This is a genomic window from Methylobacterium sp. V23 (assembly GCF_002917135.1).
Lineage (GTDB): Bacteria > Pseudomonadota > Alphaproteobacteria > Rhizobiales > Beijerinckiaceae > Methylobacterium.
Map to the genome: position 1 here is coordinate 21,555 of NZ_PDHT01000039.1, position 15,034 is coordinate 36,588.

Consider the following 15,034-nt stretch of genomic DNA (forward strand, 5'->3'; position numbering starts at 1 on the left):
CCCCCTGCCCCGCGTTCGTCGCGCCGAGCTCGCCCAGACAGCCGACGAAGCCCCACGCCGCAGGGGCAGGCCCCCGAAAGTCAGGCAAGAGCCCGTAGCAGCGACTGAGGCAGCCATCCCCGTTCCGCCGATGCCGCCGCGCATCGAAAGCCCGGTGCCGTCCCAGGCTGTGTCGAGGCCCCTTGCTCACAGTCCTCGCAGCGCCCGGTCCGATGGCGCCGGATTGCCTCGAGCAGACCGTTGGAAGCGCCGCCTACCCCGAGCCTGCTGGTAGCGCGGTACGACATCGCATCGCCTTGCCCTGGATGAGGCGATTTCTGCAGCCGATGAAGCGGGGTCCGCCCCCACGATCCAGGATCATGCTCGGCTCCCAAGCGCCGACTTCGTCTATGTTGCTGCTAGAATTTGTGATTTAGGCATTCTCACTCGCGAGTTCGAGGAAAACTCTTCATGCCGAGCTATCAGCTCGGCACCAATGAAGCCGCTGAGTTACAGCGCCGCGACCAGCTGCCGACCGCTGGCGTGGAGCCACGCGTCTACATCCGGCTGACTACGAGTTGGATGGAGATCATGGTGCGGTTCCTGACGCGCACGCACGGCGTTCGCGAACTGAAGAGCGCGATCAGCCGCGACATCCTCGAGGAATTCGAGGCGGCGGGCATACGGATCGCGACGAACACCTACGAGATCATCGGCAGCCCAGCCATCTGAATGGACGGCCAGGATGGGCAATCGTATGGACATCGTACGCCGATGCCCCCGGCCGACCGACGACAGATCTATCCCCAAACAAAGCGTGAAAGCGGGACGGTAGATGCTTTTCCAAGCCTTATGTCCGAGCTTGGGACACGCTGTCTTCAGTGGGCATGCAGCGCAGCCCGCAGCCCGCAGCCACGATGCTGCGAATAGTGTTTGTGATACGCTCGGGAGTCGTTGGCCCAAAGGGGCCATACCGGATGTCTGCCCTGAGGCGTGGACTGATCCGCAATATGCCAAGGCTTGCACAGGTTAGTTTCAGCTGCAAGAGGTTTAAAAAGTTAATAAATTCTTGGTTAAAGAGTTAGGCGCAGCACGGTCTGTGGAAACTTGTGCATATTCAAAAGCTTGGCGATTTAGTTCGTTCCTGATGTCCCGTGCTTCTGTTCCCCAAGTCCCGATAGTTGCGGTTCCTGATATCCCGTGAATCCGTTCCTATTATCCCGAAGGCGTTCCCGTTATCCCGATCCCGGGGGCGAATCACCTCGATAAAGGGTTTTGCCCCTCTGAGGTGAAGGTAGGAAAGGGCTGAAAGCTAAGCCGAGGGCGAGTTACACGGGATTTCGGGAACGGGGTGACACGTGGCGGGGTAGGTCTATGAGCGATTGCGCTCATAGTACTGCTTGGCGAAGCCGTAGAAGGCTTTCTGGTAGTCATCGGGCAGGGCCTTACCCGTATCGAGCAGCCAGCCGTCGAAGTCCCCCTTGAGGGCATACACGTCCCAACCGGGGAAATCCCGGCGCACCATCTGGATGGTCTGATCCGTCAAGTGGGGCGTCAGGGGTGCCGCTTGAGTTCTCGCCTTCTCTGGCGCTATCGCGCGTCGATCCAGTCCTTGCCGGATCATGCGTAACGACGGCTCCGCCCCTTTTCCTACCTCAATCAGAATGTCATAGCCGGGGATCGCGCTTTCTCCGCTAAAGGCCTTCCTAGCGAGGGACAACATCTCGAATTTGAAGCGGCGATAGGTGCCTTCAGCCCCCGATTTCTCGAACAGGGTCGGCATGGGGATGGCAAAACCCTCGGGTCCGGCTGCGCCCGCATGCTTCCGCGCAACGCGGTACAGCCAACGTTCGCGGCCTCCGGTGATGTTGAAATAGGCCGGATCGATTGCCAGAAGGTTTTTGTCTAACAGCACGCCTTCGTGGAACCAGTCCGACACAGTGAGGGTCATGCCGACGCTCTGCCCGGTGGCCTCGTCTACAATGTCCGACCAGCTGTCGATCCAGCTAAATTGTCGTTCTTCCTTCTTGCCCTTGGGCCGGATGTTGGTGCGGATGGTGGTAGATTGCAGCCGACCGAGGGCATCGCGCAGCAGCTGGTAATCCCTGCCCCCGCTGTCCCGGCCAATCGTTTTTAGCACCTCGTAGGCCTGAAAATTCAGAGTGCGTGGGATGTCGTTGACGGCCTTCTTCCGCATGGCGTTTAGGGTTGAGGCGGCCCAGATCAGAACGTCAGCGTCCCAGATGGTCGCCATACCAAATTCCGGCGTGGCGTAGACCTTTACATACACGGACCCGTCAGGGCTCGTGTACTCGATGGGCTTCAGCCGCTTGCGCTTTGCGAGACTGAAAAACGGCCTCTCCATCGTTTCCTGCGTATCGCGGAAAGCGAGGTCTGACGTGTAGGGGACGAACAGATCAAACTGCGGATCAGTAACAGGCTTCCGGGTCACGGTTTCGCAGCCAATTCCCGTTCCAAGGCCGACAGGGCGCGCTCAAGCGTTTCACCCAGCACCCATCCTTGTTCGTCGGATATACGATAGAAGGCGTCGATAGCATCCTGAGAGGCTTTAACGTTGAACTGCACGTTGCGGCCCGTCCGGTGTGTTCGGGGCTGTCTGCGGGGCTTTATGACGTCTGCAGGAGCGGGGTTGGCAGCGGGTTCAGGTGTGGCCTTGGCTGGTTCCCGGCTGCGGAAATTCGCGGCCTCTGAAACTTCCCTCACCTGCTCGAGCAGCGGCGCGGCCTTATCCGACTCGGCCTTCGGCTTGAAAGCTGTCAGGTCCAGATCGTCGTCACCATCAAACAGCTTGGCGCGTGAGTTGGACATTACGCCACCTGCGCCTGCGCCTGAGCCGCGTTCGCCTTCAATAGTGCCACAACCTCGGCCGCAAATGAACGGGCGTTTTGTTGCGCAGCCTTTACGTTGCTGACCTGTGAACCGTCGAGGCCTGACAGGGTACCGCCGTAGGAGAAAATCGCTCGAAAGGCGGCTCGCTCCACCATCTGCGTGGCAAAGACCGGAACGCCGGCTTCGCTCAATTGCACCTGAACGTCCCTCAGGTCGCGGGTTTCGATGGCCGCACTGGTACGGGTGAATAGCACCGAACATGGGATTTGTCGGTTGAACGCCTTCTCCTGGCGCTTTACCAGCTTAAGGGCTTTGACGGCCTCGGCTGCGTCGAGCTGGCTTCCTTGTGACGGGATGATGATGAGGTCGGCGCGACTCATGGCATAGCCCACCATCATTGAGGCCGTGCCTTCGAGATCCACGATCACGAACTGTGCGATTTTCTCGGCGCCCTCGATAGCGTCGATGATCGTGTCCTCGGTCACGTTGTCCATGACCGCCAGGTTTTCCGGCTTGCCGGGGCGTTGCGACCACTTGGAAAGCGGCTTGTTCGGATCCGCATCGATCACCGTCACTGAAGCCCCCTTCCCCGCTAATTCCGTGGCGAGAAGGATGGCGGAGGTGGATTTACCCACGCCCCCCTTGGGACTGGCGAAAACGATGGTTGGCATGCTGGATCACGATGGCGAAGGGGTTGAACCTCGCACTGAGGATACTGGAATGCCTTCAGATACTCAATAGCTATGCTCAAGAATTCGGATAGCCCCCGGATATCCTACGGATATCGTCACGAATTCCGGAAGCTATCCTATAGCCTTCGAATACGGCTAAAATCTCGACTTCGAGAGTGACTTGTTCGGATCCGCATCGATCACCGTCACTGAAGCTCTCCTCCCTGCTAGTTCCGGGCGAGGCGGATGGCGGAGATGGATTTACCCACGCCCTGGGATTGGCGAAAACGATGGTTGGCATACCGGATCACGATAGCGAATGGGTTGAAACCCGGATTCAGGATACTAGAATGCCTTCGGATATCTATTAGTTATCCTTAGGTATTCAGATAGCTTACAGATAGTTTACGGATATCCTAAAGGTATCTGTAGGAATTCCAGGGGCCCTCCTTCAGCCTTCTGATACGTTTAAAATCGCGAGCGGATATCCATTTGATATCAGAGGGCTATCGCCCATAATAGCGTAACTGTCCTGTGTTGCGTTTGCTGCGAATTTTGTAAGTGCCATCAGCCTTGCGATCAGCCACGGGCTTCCTCTGTTTCCAAGGCACGGCCTCCTTTTGACTGTCCGTAGCGGCGGTTTGGGTACCGGCGGCGTCGAAGTTGTTTTGCAGCTCCGTCGATCCATCTCGTACGGTAATGCTGGCATTTCCGGCAGGGGAGGGGGCTTGCTGGCCGTGGTTAGCTTCCAGAGCCTGATCGTTGGACTAATCGCAGTGTGATTTACGCTGCTCGGCGCGATCCTCTGCCACCATGGCCTACTCACCCGATAAATGGTCCTCCCCAGTGCGTAAATGAAGCCCATTACCATCCCGGAAATTTCAGCTTCTCAACGTAGTATTGGTCATCTCAAAGTTTGTATAAAGTGAAATCACTCACACGCTTATACCACGCGAGTTCTGAACGATGTTCTACCCCGTGCAAAATCGGTAAGTTCGCGGGGCCAAAGCTCTCGACCATAACAGCATAGCTTGCTTATGCAGAAAACGACCGTTTACTGCACATTCTGGGAAGTTTGGTCAGAGTCACCGAGAGGCTTGTTGGGCTTACCGTTCGACCCCGCTGCGGTCGTTATCGAGGGGCGTTCGAGCTAATCGTACCTGCAATCCGTTCCAGAAAGGCGCGTGCCTGCATAGAAACAGCATGCTCGATGTAAAGCCGTCGTAGCCAGGGCAGGCAGGTGGAAATCCCCATCCACCGCTGCAGCCTACGCCAGGCCTACGTTAACGATGCCAGGCAGAAGGCCTTGTCGAATGGGAAATTGCCGCTCTCAGGCGCTTCCCAAACCCTCGCGCCCGGGCCAAATTCGGAGATGGCAGACCAGCAACGCGCCACGCCGCCTTTACCAGATGCGGCCGGCGCCGGTGTTACCAGCACCAGCCCCGGCCTGACCACAACCCGTATCCTCAGGAGATACAGAGCGATGGCTACGACCACCCCTACCGGCATTGCGCCCCCGACGAAACCGTCCCGCGCCTCGTCGACCGCCTTAGTGCTCTCGCCCGTCCCGCCGATCCGCATGATCGCCTGAAGGCTCAACCCTCCGCATTCCTGCCTGGAGTGCCGGCGGCCTTCGCTCTCCTGCAATCACGACACTCTGAGACGTCGGCAGCCTAGGGCTCCGACGCATGGCTGCCTGCTGTCCGAGCCGTTCGTCGGTCGGCCTGCGCGGGGGCTGGGTGTCCTTCTGGACGGATTTGAACCCTCATGACCATCATTCCCCACCCGGCTGCTCAGGGTAGCGGCCGGACCCGGCTGCCTGCAGGCAGCGAGACCGCATCCCGCTCGGCCACGTCCGGACGTATTGCCGTTCCGCTCGGCAGCGGGGCCGCACAGGGCTGCGGATACGGGCAGACCGCGAACCCCTTTGCCGGTTCGCCTGCACTGTTGGCGGCCGCCGATCTGGTTGTCGACCAGGCGCTGCGGAACGTCTTCACGCCTGACCCCCTGCTCGGTCCCGGCCTGTCGCAGGTCGCATCGGTACTGTCCTCGGTTGTGAAGAGGCACGGCACGCTTCTCGAGGCGGCATTCACCGACGTTCTCAAGAACCGGGGCCGCTACTTGGTGATGCGGGATGTCCCGATGCCGATCACCGTGCCGACCCAGGAGTTGATCCGGAACAGCTCGATCTCCCAGTTGGGTGAAACGGCGATCGAACTCTCTGGTGATATTGCCCAGACCGTTAAGCTCGATCTTGTCGTGATCGATCGCCGGACCCAGAACGCTTTCATCATCGAGATGAAGCGGGGAGGGGGGAAATCCGAGGCGCGAAAGGTCCATCAAATCGAGTGGATCCTGCGCTGCGCCCAAGTTCAGGGCCTCGCGTTCCTCAAAACACTGGGTTTTCATGTCGCCCATGTTCGAGCCGTCTTGATCGACGTCTACGGACGCGGTGGTTATAGCCCTGATCTGTCCGTCAGTGGCAGGGACATCGACCGGCTCTTCGAGGAGCCCGTCATGGCTGCCATCGAGGCGGTCACCGCCCGGATCACGACCCGCCTGCGCGCGGACGTTCCTGAGCTTCTCACGCGCGCTCTGGGCACCCTCGAGGTGACCGGAACCGTAATGCCGATGCCGCTGCCGCCCCGTCCCATGGCGCGCTGATCCAAAGGGGTCGCGTCTGCGACCCGGCCGACTTCCACCCCTTTCCCTTTTCCCTCGGTACCGTTGCGCGTTCGCGCCCGTGCCTTCTCCAGGCTTGCCTCGATGACTGACCCGATCGATCCGAACCGCTCTCTGCCGGCATCTCCGCCCGCTCTCGCCTTCCCCAGTGCCCCCCTGACCTGGTGGAGGACCCTGCCGCCCGAGTTCCTCGATCTCACGGCTCAGAGGCACCTGCGTACGGCCCTTCTCGCGGCTCCGACCTTGCGGCTCCCGGGCTGGGAAGCGGCGATCCGGGCCGATCCGGCTGCTGCGATCGGGGTCGCGCTCACGATCCTGGCGGAGGGCGTCGCCCGACCCGGCAGCATCGACCGGGCCCTCTCGGCCGTGTTGCTCTGCGCCGCCCTCGGCGATGCCGCATCCCGCGACCTGCTCGTGCATGTCCTCGGCCGCCGCGCCCGGCGCCGGGCCGATCTCGACGCCTTGCGCCTCGCCCGTCGCTGGCGTGGCTGGGGCCATCAGGAGTCTTCGTCCGTCATCGCACCCGGCCGCTGAGAAGGATCGATCGATGGCTTTTTCCTCGACCGCACCCGTGCCGCGCATCGATGCCAAGGCGGCCTTGGCCCTCATCCTGGCCGCCTTTCCGAGGCGCTTGCGCCTCTGCCTGGATACGGCCTTGCGGATCCCGGCCGCCCGCGAGGGGATCGTTGCCGAGATCGCCGCCCTCGTGCCCGAGGCGATCGATCTGGCCGCGGCTTGGAACACGACCACCGCTGCTGCGGGGGCCGATCCCTGGTGCGATCCGAACGTCGTTGCTGCCCGGGGGGCTCTGACGCGGTTTCTCGACCACCACGCTGCCGAACGGGACGTACCAGCCGCACGGGCGCTCGCTGATTGCGTGACGCTGATGTCCTGCGGTGGCGACGATGCGGCGGCTGCCGTCCGCATCGCGCTGCCGATCTGGCTCGAGGCCGAGGCACTGCCGGGGCTCGTCCTCCACCTGCCCGCCCTGGCCGAGGCCCAGACCGCCCTCGGCCTCGGGCGCCGAGCCGATCACAACGGAGACCTCGACATCCACGAGGAGGCTGCAGAAGCGACGCTCCTCGATGGTTGGACCGCGGCACTCGAGGCTGCCTACGCGAGCCTGAACGCGGCCGCTTCGAATGTCGTTGTGGCCGCCGCCGTCCTCAGCCGCGGGGCGAGCAGCGAGATGCTGCTCTGTACGCTTCTGGTGCGCGCGCTTCTCCCCTTCGGGGAGAGGCTGACACAGCCGGTCGTCGACCAGGCCGGGGAAGACGAGCGTCGGCGCCGGCGCGTGGCCGAGGCGGCGCTCGCAAAGGCTCGAAACCGCGAACGCGAGCGCGAGGCTTCTCGGTTGTCAGCGATCCCGGGCGAGACGCGCCCTGCATTGATCGAGCCCGCTTCTCCCACCCCTGGGCAGATCGTCGTGGTCCGTGAGGTGCGCGAGCCGGGGGCCGATCGCACCCGAAATCTCACGCGCGGCTTCGAGACCATCATCGGGCGGCCTGTTCCGCTCGCCCCCGTGCCGGACCTCCGGGCGCTGCGCGGCAGCCTCGCGTTCGAATTTCCCTACGCGCTGAACACCATCGACCGTCTCTTGGCCGATCTGATCGGGCGGGTTCACGTTGGGTTCCGCCCAACCGTCCTCGTCGGCCCCCCGGGGGCCGGAAAGAGTAGATTGGTCTCTCGTTTGGCTCACCATCTCGGGATTGGACTCTGGCGGGTGGACGCAACGCACGATAGCGGAGCGGCAATCGGCGGTTTGGATCGGCGCTGGGCGAACACCGAACCGGCCCACCCCGTGCTCGCGATCGCACGTCACGGGGTGGCTAATCCACTGATCTTGCTCGATGAAATCGAGAAATCGTCGACGGGAACGACCCATGGTCGTTTGTGGGACGGCCTCCTGCCGATGCTGGAGCGTGAGACGGCGTCGGCCTACCCGGATCCGGCGTTCCAATGCGCGGTCGACCTGAGTCACGTCTCTTGGTTGTGTACGGCCAATGGCGTCGACCCGCTTCCGGGACCGCTGCTCGACCGCTTACGCGTGATCGAGATGCCGGCTCCGATTTCCATCCACCTCGAGGCCTTGCTGTCGCCCGTTCTGGCCGGGATTGCCGCGACCCGAGGGCTGGATCCGCACTTCCTGCCTGCGCTCGACGGCGAGGAGTTGACCCTGGTCCGCCAGGCTTGGCCCGGCGGCTCGATCCGCCGCCTCACACGAATCGTCGAGATGGTGGTTGCCGCGCGGGAGATGTCGAGCCGACGGCACTGATCGGTACTCTCTGCCGCGGTCGCAGTTATGGGCGGTCGCCGCGGGGAGGAGCCCTCGGTTTCAAGGTAATGGGGCCGGCCGCATCGGATCCTAAAGGAACGGAGGAGGCGCTGCGTTCCCATAGCCTTCCGTCCAAAAGCTTCAACCGCGCAACGGCCTCGCACCGTTTAGCAGGCAGGATAGGTTCGCACGATCCTGCTTTCGAGAAGAGCGGGGGCATGCGAACGTCGCCCTCCCCGCAAGGTCGAAAGCAGCCGCAGAGGAGGATTTGTGTCTATCACGCGACGTCAGCTGGCCGCCTCGCTGCGGGCCTGCACGCATGTCGCCGATCGTGAGGCGATCGCCCGCTTCCTCCTCGATCCGGCGACCGAGGCGAGCCTCAATCCTTTTCGCGAGACCAGTGCCGGAGCGCAACGCAGCATTTGGGCTGGGCAAGCCTTCGAATTCCGCTCCTCCCGAACGGAGGCGCTTGGCCTCGCCTGTCTTCTGCGGGCCCTCTATACGCTGCCAGCCGGTGAGCCGTTGGTGCAGGAGCTCTTTGGCGTGGGCCCCTATCGCGCCGCCATCTACCACCTCGGCGACGGCTGCCAACTCATCGGTGCCGTACTGCATGGTCGAGGGCCTATGACGTTGCCCGTATTCAACACTTTGACACAGCGACGGACCGCCCGGCGATCTCCTCCGACTCCGTCGCGGCAGCTGGATCTCTTTGCCTTCGTTGGGTTGGGATAGTCGGCCCGCGAGCGCGTTTCGGGTGCTTCGTGGCAGGCGCGGAATGAGTACCCCTGGCGCGTCTCAGCCGACCAATGCTCGTATCTCGGGAGCTCCCTCTCTGAGGGCGTAGCCACGGCCCCAGACGGTCTCGATGTAGTTCTTGCCACCTGACGCATTGGCGAGCTTCTTGCGCATCTTACAGATGAAGACGTCGATGATCTTCAGTTCGGGCTCGTCCATGCCGCCGTAGAGGTGGTTGAGAAACATCTCCTTGGTGAGCGTCGTGCCCTTCCGCAGCGAGAGGAGCTCCAGCATCTGGTACTCCTTGCCGGTCAGGTGGACGCGGCTGCCGGAAACCTCGACGGTCTTCTGATCGAGGTTCACGATCAGGTCGCCAGTGGTGATGACCGACTGGGCGTGGCCCTTCGAGCGGCGGACGATCGCCTGAATGCGAGCGACGAGCTCGTCCTTGTGGAAGGGCTTGGTCAGGTAGTCGTCGGCGCCAAAGCCAAGGCCCTTCACCTTGTCCTCGATGCCGGCCATGCCGGACAGGATCAGGATCGGCGTCTTGATCTTTGAGGCACGCAGAGTACGCAGCACTTCGTAGCCCGAGATGTCGGGCAGCGTCAGGTCGAGCAGGATGATGTCGTAGTCGTAGAGCTTGCCGAGATCGATCCCCTCTTCACCGAGATCGGTGGTGTAGGTGTTGAAGCTCTCGGACTTGAGCATGAGCTCGATGCTCTGCGCAACAGAAGCGTCGTCCTCGATCAGCAGAACGCGCATGGGCCAGGATCCTCCAAAGGTTGAGGCATCCTGAACGCGCATCGGCAACAAACGGTTAAGGTTGCGGCGCGGCTGGATAAAGCGACGGCCACGGACGCTGGGACGAGGTGCGCGTACATCCGGCGTCACCCTATCCCGGCATCGTGGCCGCATCCGATCTAGCCCGAGAGCCATCATCGGTATGAACTTCAGATGGGATCGGTATGATTAATTTTCAATGAAGCTGCCCCGCCGCCCAATCTGCTCACGGGCCGGCGGGGAGGAACGTCCATCTCACACGCGAGCCGGTACGCAACGTGGCTCGAGGTCAGGATGCAGGCCTTCGGTTACCTAAACGATCAAACCTGGTCGTCGTCGCGCGTGTCGATGCGGGAATATGACGTCGAGCATGAGCTTCTGGCTTGCGCCGCGCGCGCCATGGCGATCCGATCCTGCATCAGGATCGCTTGTGCGGAGCATCTTAAAAGTAGGCGCCCGCCCGCCTGATGGCCGGGCCCCTGGATCGGGTCGCGAGCAGCGCTTCGAGAGCAGCGAGTAGGCCCTGATCCCAAGCCGGGGCCAGGTCGTTGAGGAGCTGCTCCCACTCCACGTCGTCGACGTCAGGGCCGCGGATCAGATCTGCGACGTGGTCGACAGGATTGTAAACGATGTCTTCGATGCGGCCATCGCGCACGGCCCTCATGCCCTCCGAAAATGACATCGCGATCACATCTTCGGATGCCTGTCGGCCCATTTTTATGAGGCGCGCCGTTTCGGCGACGATTGCGGCGCGCTCGCGCTCGGCCTGCTCACGCTCCAGGATCGCCTGATCTCGCGCATCGTGACAGGTCCGTAGGGCGAGATACTCTCCCCGGGGGAGGCGCGCCCGACCGGTCACCAGGCGTGCGTGCCCGGACGGGTGCCCGACCTGCTCGTGGTACGCATCCTGGAATTGCCGCATTGCGGGGGCGTAGGCGCGTCGGCCAGCGGCCACGGCCTCCTTCTTGGGCATACCCTGACGTAGGCATTCCTGCTCTGCGGCCTCCCGGGCGGCGTAGCCGGGGTGAAGCGCGGGTGCCAACATCGCGGTGTCTGTCGGAATAATCGCGGCGTGAATGTGAGGAAATGTCTCGTCATGGTGAGCTACGATGGAGCAGATTGCGTTGTGTGCCCTGGCAAGGTCCAGAAAGAACTTGGCTGCTCGGGCGCGCCACGCCCTGTATTTGCGGCGTTCTGCGAGGGACGCGCATGTTTCAGTCATCGCGACCGGATATGACGCGACCCCCGCGAGGAGGACGCGCTGCGTCACCCGGATTTCTTTTCGTACGCCCCTCTTGGTCGTCTCATAGGCTTCGCCCAGGCGTCGATTGAGCTGGGTCGAAATCTCAGCAAATGGGACCCCCGCGATCTGGATCGGCGGCAGTGAATCCTCGACGTGTGCGCAGCTCTCCGGGACCCGGCTGAGCTCGTCGATCACGAAATTTGCCCTGCCGCTTTTCCGGGCGTGGAGGTCGATATGGAGGAAGTTCGTACGCGTCATGATCGCGACCCTCGTTTGAGAGAGGGTGGCGAGGACCTCTGAAAATCGCAAAGCCCGGACCTGCATCGAAAAGCTATAGAGGGCGGACACTGTCATACTCGGTACCGACTATGGCAGTGCACCCACCAAGAAATTGGGGTCCTCGTGATAAGGATATCGATCAAATCCAAAAAATCTCATTTTCGATATTTGCGATTTTCATAGGATCTCGCGATCCTCGTCATCAACACAGGATCTCAGGGGTCGTAACCCCACCTGTCTGATCGAGAGGAGCTACCGTGATCGACGATATCCAGCTCACGCGAACCTTTGTCGCCAAGCGTGAGCTGCCTGACCTTTGGGGCGAGCTGGCTCTGCGCGGGAGCGGAATGAAGGCCTCGGTTCTGCTCGTCGGCGACCCGAACTACGTGGTCGATCTCACGGCTCGCGTGGCCGCGACGAAATACACCGACGTGAACGGCCTCATCAAATCTCTACCTGCGCACCAGAAGGTCGTGGTTCGCGATACGGGCGAAGGCATTGATCCACTCACGCGAGAGGCTCTGTCGCCCGACACACTGCGTGCCTCGCTCTTCGCCCGCTACGGCAATCTGGTCCAGGCTGCAGTCCTACATCGCGACGGCCCGACGCCGATCGTGACCGTTATCCTCGAGCCGCCGGGGGGCACGTTTCGCGCCCTGGAAGCGCTTGATACGACGTGGCGCCCCAGAAAACAGAAACAGAAAATGTGCGCGGATGCCGCCGATGTGAGTTCGGAGGAAAGGCCCGCCGCACAGCGAGCCCCCAGCGTGAGAAAGGAGGCCCTTTTCGTCAGCTTGCCTCTTCTCCGCGTCGATCCGACCACGATCGAGGCGGCCCCGCTCCAGGGCGTCGACGAAGTCGCGACCTGCGGCGAGTTGGATTTCAACCTCACGCCCGGCGCGATGGGTAAGGACATCGACATCCACATCGGCCTCGTCTCCCCTCACGCTACAGGCCCTGCCTCCATGAGGGGTAGCGCTCTATCGCCCACCGCTTTCGAGCGCACGCACCGGTGCGCCGGCGAGATCGACGGTCGATCCGACGGTGTCGCGCAGGCCGGATCCGACGTTCGAGAGATGCTCGCCGTAGGTCTCGCGGGTCTGAGGATCAATCAGGGCGACAGGGGCGGCAACGGCCAGGGCAGCTCCGGTGGCGACCGTAGAGGCCGCACCGGCGGCCGTGCTCACCAGCCGGTCGCCGATGCCGATCTGCCCGTCCGAGATCGGCTGGCCGTCGGCGAGCCGCTTGCCCAGGAGGGCGACGACGTCACCGCTCGCGAACTTGCCGTGGTTGAGGGCGTCGGTCGACTTCACTGCGGACAGGTTCAGCACGGATACGTTCTCGCGCTCCAGCTGCGTCCGGTAGGGTTCGACCGTCGGATCGATGGCGCCGAAGCGGACGCTGTCGCCCCAGACCAGGCGGGATACGGCGAGGGCCTGGTCGTCGCCGGAGACCATCAGGGTCAGGCGGGGGCGGTCACGGCCCATGTCGTGGAACGCGGCCCGGGCGAGGTCCATGTCGACATCGGGGGCGGCCAGGATGACGTTGCGGATCTTCGGGGCGATCCGGCGATCCCGGATGGCCATCTGGCGCAGGCTCTCGAGGGTCAGCCAATTGCCCATGGAGTGGGCCAGGATCGTCACCTCGCCGACGTTCGGGTCCTTCGCGAGGTCGCGCAGCAGGGTCTCGAGGCCGTTCCGGGAGAAGTTCGTGCTCTCCCGGTCGTAGCCGTAGGCCAGGACGGAGCCGCGCGAGGGCCAGGTGAACAGCACGGGTGCGACCTCGGCCCCGGAGTCGTGCACGATCTGGGCGAAGCGGAAGACGGCGTCCTCGAACTTGTTGTTGAAGCCGTGCACGAAGACGAGGACGTGCCGCTTGGCCGAACCCCGGACGGCCCGGTTCGTCTAGGCTGGGACCGTCGCGCGCTCGATCGGATCGGCGCGCAGCGCGACGAAATCCGTGGCAGGGTTGCCGGGAACGGTTTTCGGCCATTGGACCGAGCCGGGCTGGCGGATGGCGTCGGGCGGGATCGAGACCGAGAGATCGGTGTAGGTGACCGCATCGCCGCGCTCGCCCGAGAACAGCACGCCGCGATCGGCCGCGGCCTTCCGAGTGGTGGCGCCCAGCATGTCGACCCGGGAGGTGCCGGAGACCTGCGCGGCTCCTGCGACGGGCAGAGAACGCCGGCCGGCCGGCCGGCGCAGGCCGACAGCAGGACGAGCGTCGTCGCGGCGACTGCGCCGCCCAACATCCCACGTGCGAACCCCGAGGTCCCGAACACCCGCGTCTCCACGCCCGATCTCGCTGCGAGCCTGAACGGGCGATTGGTTAACGCACCGTCAAGTTCGGGATACGACGCGATGGATTGCGGCGCCTGGCAGTCCGATCCAGTGGCTCTGGAACGCATTTGGCGAAAAAGGCACGAAAGCCGCGTCTGCTCACAAGGAGTGCATCACGCTCGTCCCGCCGTGAGCGTCCGCGCAGGTCATGGCGATCATCTTCCGCGCGCTGGGCCTTACGCCGCCTTGCCACGTCCCTTGGCCTGCGGCTGCGCATCCTCGCTGCTGTCCCCGACTCGGCCAAGGCCGATCGATTTCGCCAGGGCCGAGCGCTGGGCAGCGTAATCCGGGGCGACCATCGGATAGTCCGCCGGAAGTCCGTAGCGCTGGCGGTAGCTGTGCGGATCGAGGCCATGGCCGGTCAGGTGACGCTTGAGCGTCTTGTACGTCCGGCCGTCGAGGAAGCTGACGATGCCGCCGGGTGTCACCGACTTGCGGATCTGCGCGGGCGTCGGCTGCTCATGGATCTCCTCCGGAGCGGTCTCTACCGGGCCGGAGGCGAGGCGCGTGAGCGCCGCATGAACGCTCTGAATCAAGCCCGGCAACTCGGACGCCGGGGTCGAATTGTTCGAGACATAGGCGGAGACGATGTCACCGGCGAGGTCGATCAAATCGGTGGTTTGGTTGTCCAGGCTGTCTGTCATGCCACCATCTGTTTTGTGATAAGTTCAGATAGAGACATGGCTGATACAAGATTAGTGTTCAAGATGGATGTGGCTTGCTGCTCGCATTCGTGCACATTCAATGCCCCATAGCCTCTTAGGCATTTCTCACGCTGCGCTGATGCGATCCAAGGCGTGAGACGCTGCACGTCATATGGCCAGACGATGCGCAGAGCGAACGCTACGAGATCTTGTTGGCGTTCTCTTTAGTAAGCCGGAAGGCCTCGAGATGTGGGCCGAGGACAGGCGGAAGATACCCCTTACCAGGGGGAGCATCACACTGCGGCGCGAAACGCCGTCAAACCCCGCGAAAAACCCGCCATAGCCAGGGCTGGGCGGGTCTCATCGCGAGATCAGTGCGGGTAGGGCCTTACAGGTTCAAGAAAGCGTTGGCTGAGCCAACGATCGTGAAGGCGAGGCCGCCGGCGAAGGCAGCGATCATCGCGTAGGAGAAGCCTTTCAGCAGCATCCAGGTGTCCTTTCGATCAGCAGCGGTTTCCGCCCGAGGTCTGGCCGTACTGTTGGGTGGGGAAGTTCTG

15 protein-coding genes are annotated in these 15,034 nt (G+C 62.7%); 5 read left to right on the forward strand and 10 right to left on the reverse strand.

The genetic code is table 11. The annotated features are described in order from the left end of the window. The first annotated feature begins 450 nt into the window (after nucleotides 1-450). On the forward strand, nucleotides 451-711 hold the full coding sequence (locus tag CRT23_RS23875) for a hypothetical protein (protein ID WP_103712073.1): 261 nt from the start codon (nucleotides 451-453) through the stop codon (nucleotides 709-711). 640 nt (nucleotides 712-1,351) lie between these two features. Here the strand turns inward: CRT23_RS23875 and CRT23_RS23880 are convergent. The 4 genes from CRT23_RS23880 to CRT23_RS23895 all read right to left on the reverse strand — a co-directional run bounded on the left by CRT23_RS23880 (nucleotide 1,352) and on the right by CRT23_RS23895 (nucleotide 5,099). Beyond that, nucleotides 1,352-2,431, reverse strand: coding sequence for a replication initiator protein A (locus CRT23_RS23880; RefSeq protein ID WP_103712074.1), 1,080 nt, complete (start codon nucleotides 2,429-2,431; stop codon nucleotides 1,352-1,354). Beyond that, nucleotides 2,428-2,808, reverse strand: coding sequence for a stability/partitioning determinant (locus CRT23_RS23885; protein WP_103712075.1), 381 nt, complete (start codon nucleotides 2,806-2,808; stop codon nucleotides 2,428-2,430). Before CRT23_RS23885 ends, CRT23_RS23880 begins: the two co-directional genes overlap by 4 nt. Beyond that, nucleotides 2,808-3,500, reverse strand: coding sequence for a ParA family protein (locus CRT23_RS23890; RefSeq protein WP_103712076.1), 693 nt, complete (start codon nucleotides 3,498-3,500; stop codon nucleotides 2,808-2,810). The genes CRT23_RS23885 and CRT23_RS23890 overlap by 1 nt, the downstream gene beginning before the upstream one ends. A gap of 1,278 nt (nucleotides 3,501-4,778) precedes the next feature. Beyond that, nucleotides 4,779-5,099, reverse strand: a complete 321-nt coding sequence (locus tag CRT23_RS23895) for a hypothetical protein (protein ID WP_146056479.1) — start codon at nucleotides 5,097-5,099, stop codon at nucleotides 4,779-4,781. Nucleotides 5,100-5,267: 168 nt separating this feature from the next. Between CRT23_RS23895 and CRT23_RS23900 the strand changes: the two genes are divergently transcribed. The 4 genes from CRT23_RS23900 to CRT23_RS23915 all read left to right on the forward strand — a co-directional run bounded on the left by CRT23_RS23900 (nucleotide 5,268) and on the right by CRT23_RS23915 (nucleotide 9,189). Further along, nucleotides 5,268-6,164 (forward strand): hypothetical protein, encoded by an 897-nt coding sequence (locus CRT23_RS23900; protein WP_146056480.1) that lies wholly within the window; start codon nucleotides 5,268-5,270, stop codon nucleotides 6,162-6,164. Nucleotides 6,165-6,266: 102 nt separating this feature from the next. Next, complete coding sequence (locus tag CRT23_RS23905; protein ID WP_103712079.1) at nucleotides 6,267-6,716, forward strand: hypothetical protein; 450 nt, start codon at nucleotides 6,267-6,269, stop codon at nucleotides 6,714-6,716. A gap of 37 nt (nucleotides 6,717-6,753) precedes the next feature. Further along, the gene (locus CRT23_RS29300) at nucleotides 6,754-8,457 is read left to right on the forward strand and encodes an AAA family ATPase (protein ID WP_245436536.1); all 1,704 of its coding nucleotides are present in this window, start codon (nucleotides 6,754-6,756) and stop codon (nucleotides 8,455-8,457) included. A gap of 270 nt (nucleotides 8,458-8,727) precedes the next feature. Beyond that, nucleotides 8,728-9,189, forward strand: a complete 462-nt coding sequence (locus CRT23_RS23915) for a hypothetical protein (RefSeq protein ID WP_103712080.1) — start codon at nucleotides 8,728-8,730, stop codon at nucleotides 9,187-9,189. Between the two features lie 63 nt (nucleotides 9,190-9,252). Here the strand turns inward: CRT23_RS23915 and CRT23_RS23920 are convergent, their stop codons facing one another. The 6 genes from CRT23_RS23920 to CRT23_RS23940 form a co-directional block, all read right to left on the reverse strand. After that, nucleotides 9,253-9,954, reverse strand: coding sequence for a response regulator transcription factor CtrA (locus CRT23_RS23920; RefSeq protein ID WP_103712081.1), 702 nt, complete (start codon nucleotides 9,952-9,954; stop codon nucleotides 9,253-9,255). Between the two features lie 460 nt (nucleotides 9,955-10,414). Next, nucleotides 10,415-11,473: a hypothetical protein gene (locus CRT23_RS23925; protein ID WP_146056481.1), complete on the reverse strand. Its 1,059-nt coding sequence runs from the start codon at nucleotides 11,471-11,473 to the stop codon at nucleotides 10,415-10,417. A 608-nt stretch (nucleotides 11,474-12,081) separates the two neighbouring features. Continuing rightward, nucleotides 12,082-12,420: a hypothetical protein gene (locus CRT23_RS23930; protein WP_146056482.1), complete on the reverse strand. Its 339-nt coding sequence runs from the start codon at nucleotides 12,418-12,420 to the stop codon at nucleotides 12,082-12,084. A 54-nt stretch (nucleotides 12,421-12,474) separates the two neighbouring features. Next, complete coding sequence (locus tag CRT23_RS23935; RefSeq protein WP_245436537.1) at nucleotides 12,475-13,350, reverse strand: alpha/beta fold hydrolase; 876 nt, start codon at nucleotides 13,348-13,350, stop codon at nucleotides 12,475-12,477. Between the two features lie 48 nt (nucleotides 13,351-13,398). Continuing rightward, on the reverse strand, nucleotides 13,399-13,623 hold the full coding sequence (locus CRT23_RS29305) for a hypothetical protein (protein ID WP_245436539.1): 225 nt from the start codon (nucleotides 13,621-13,623) through the stop codon (nucleotides 13,399-13,401). A gap of 386 nt (nucleotides 13,624-14,009) precedes the next feature. Continuing rightward, the gene (locus CRT23_RS23940) at nucleotides 14,010-14,477 is read right to left on the reverse strand and encodes a MucR family transcriptional regulator (protein WP_103712084.1); all 468 of its coding nucleotides are present in this window, start codon (nucleotides 14,475-14,477) and stop codon (nucleotides 14,010-14,012) included. Between the last annotated feature and the right edge of the window lie 557 nt (nucleotides 14,478-15,034).

What these genes read in the sequence shown, in the direction of transcription:
- CRT23_RS23875 (WP_103712073.1), top strand. Translation starts at nt 451, where the DNA reads ATGCCGAGCTATCAGCTCGGCACCAATGAAGCCGCTGAGTTACAGCGC.
- CRT23_RS23885 (WP_103712075.1), bottom strand. Translation starts at nt 2,808, where the DNA reads ATGTCCAACTCACGCGCCAAGCTGTTTGATGGTGACGACGATCTGGAC.
- CRT23_RS23890 (WP_103712076.1), bottom strand. Translation starts at nt 3,500, where the DNA reads ATGCCAACCATCGTTTTCGCCAGTCCCAAGGGGGGCGTGGGTAAATCC.
- CRT23_RS23900 (WP_146056480.1), top strand. Translation starts at nt 5,268, where the DNA reads ATGACCATCATTCCCCACCCGGCTGCTCAGGGTAGCGGCCGGACCCGG.
- CRT23_RS23905 (WP_103712079.1), top strand. Translation starts at nt 6,267, where the DNA reads ATGACTGACCCGATCGATCCGAACCGCTCTCTGCCGGCATCTCCGCCC.
- CRT23_RS23920 (WP_103712081.1), bottom strand. Translation starts at nt 9,954, where the DNA reads ATGCGCGTTCTGCTGATCGAGGACGACGCTTCTGTTGCGCAGAGCATC.
- CRT23_RS23925 (WP_146056481.1), bottom strand. Translation starts at nt 11,473, where the DNA reads ATGACGCGTACGAACTTCCTCCATATCGACCTCCACGCCCGGAAAAGC.
- CRT23_RS29305 (WP_245436539.1), bottom strand. Translation starts at nt 13,623, where the DNA reads ATGCTGGGCGCCACCACTCGGAAGGCCGCGGCCGATCGCGGCGTGCTG.
- CRT23_RS23940 (WP_103712084.1), bottom strand. Translation starts at nt 14,477, where the DNA reads ATGACAGACAGCCTGGACAACCAAACCACCGATTTGATCGACCTCGCC.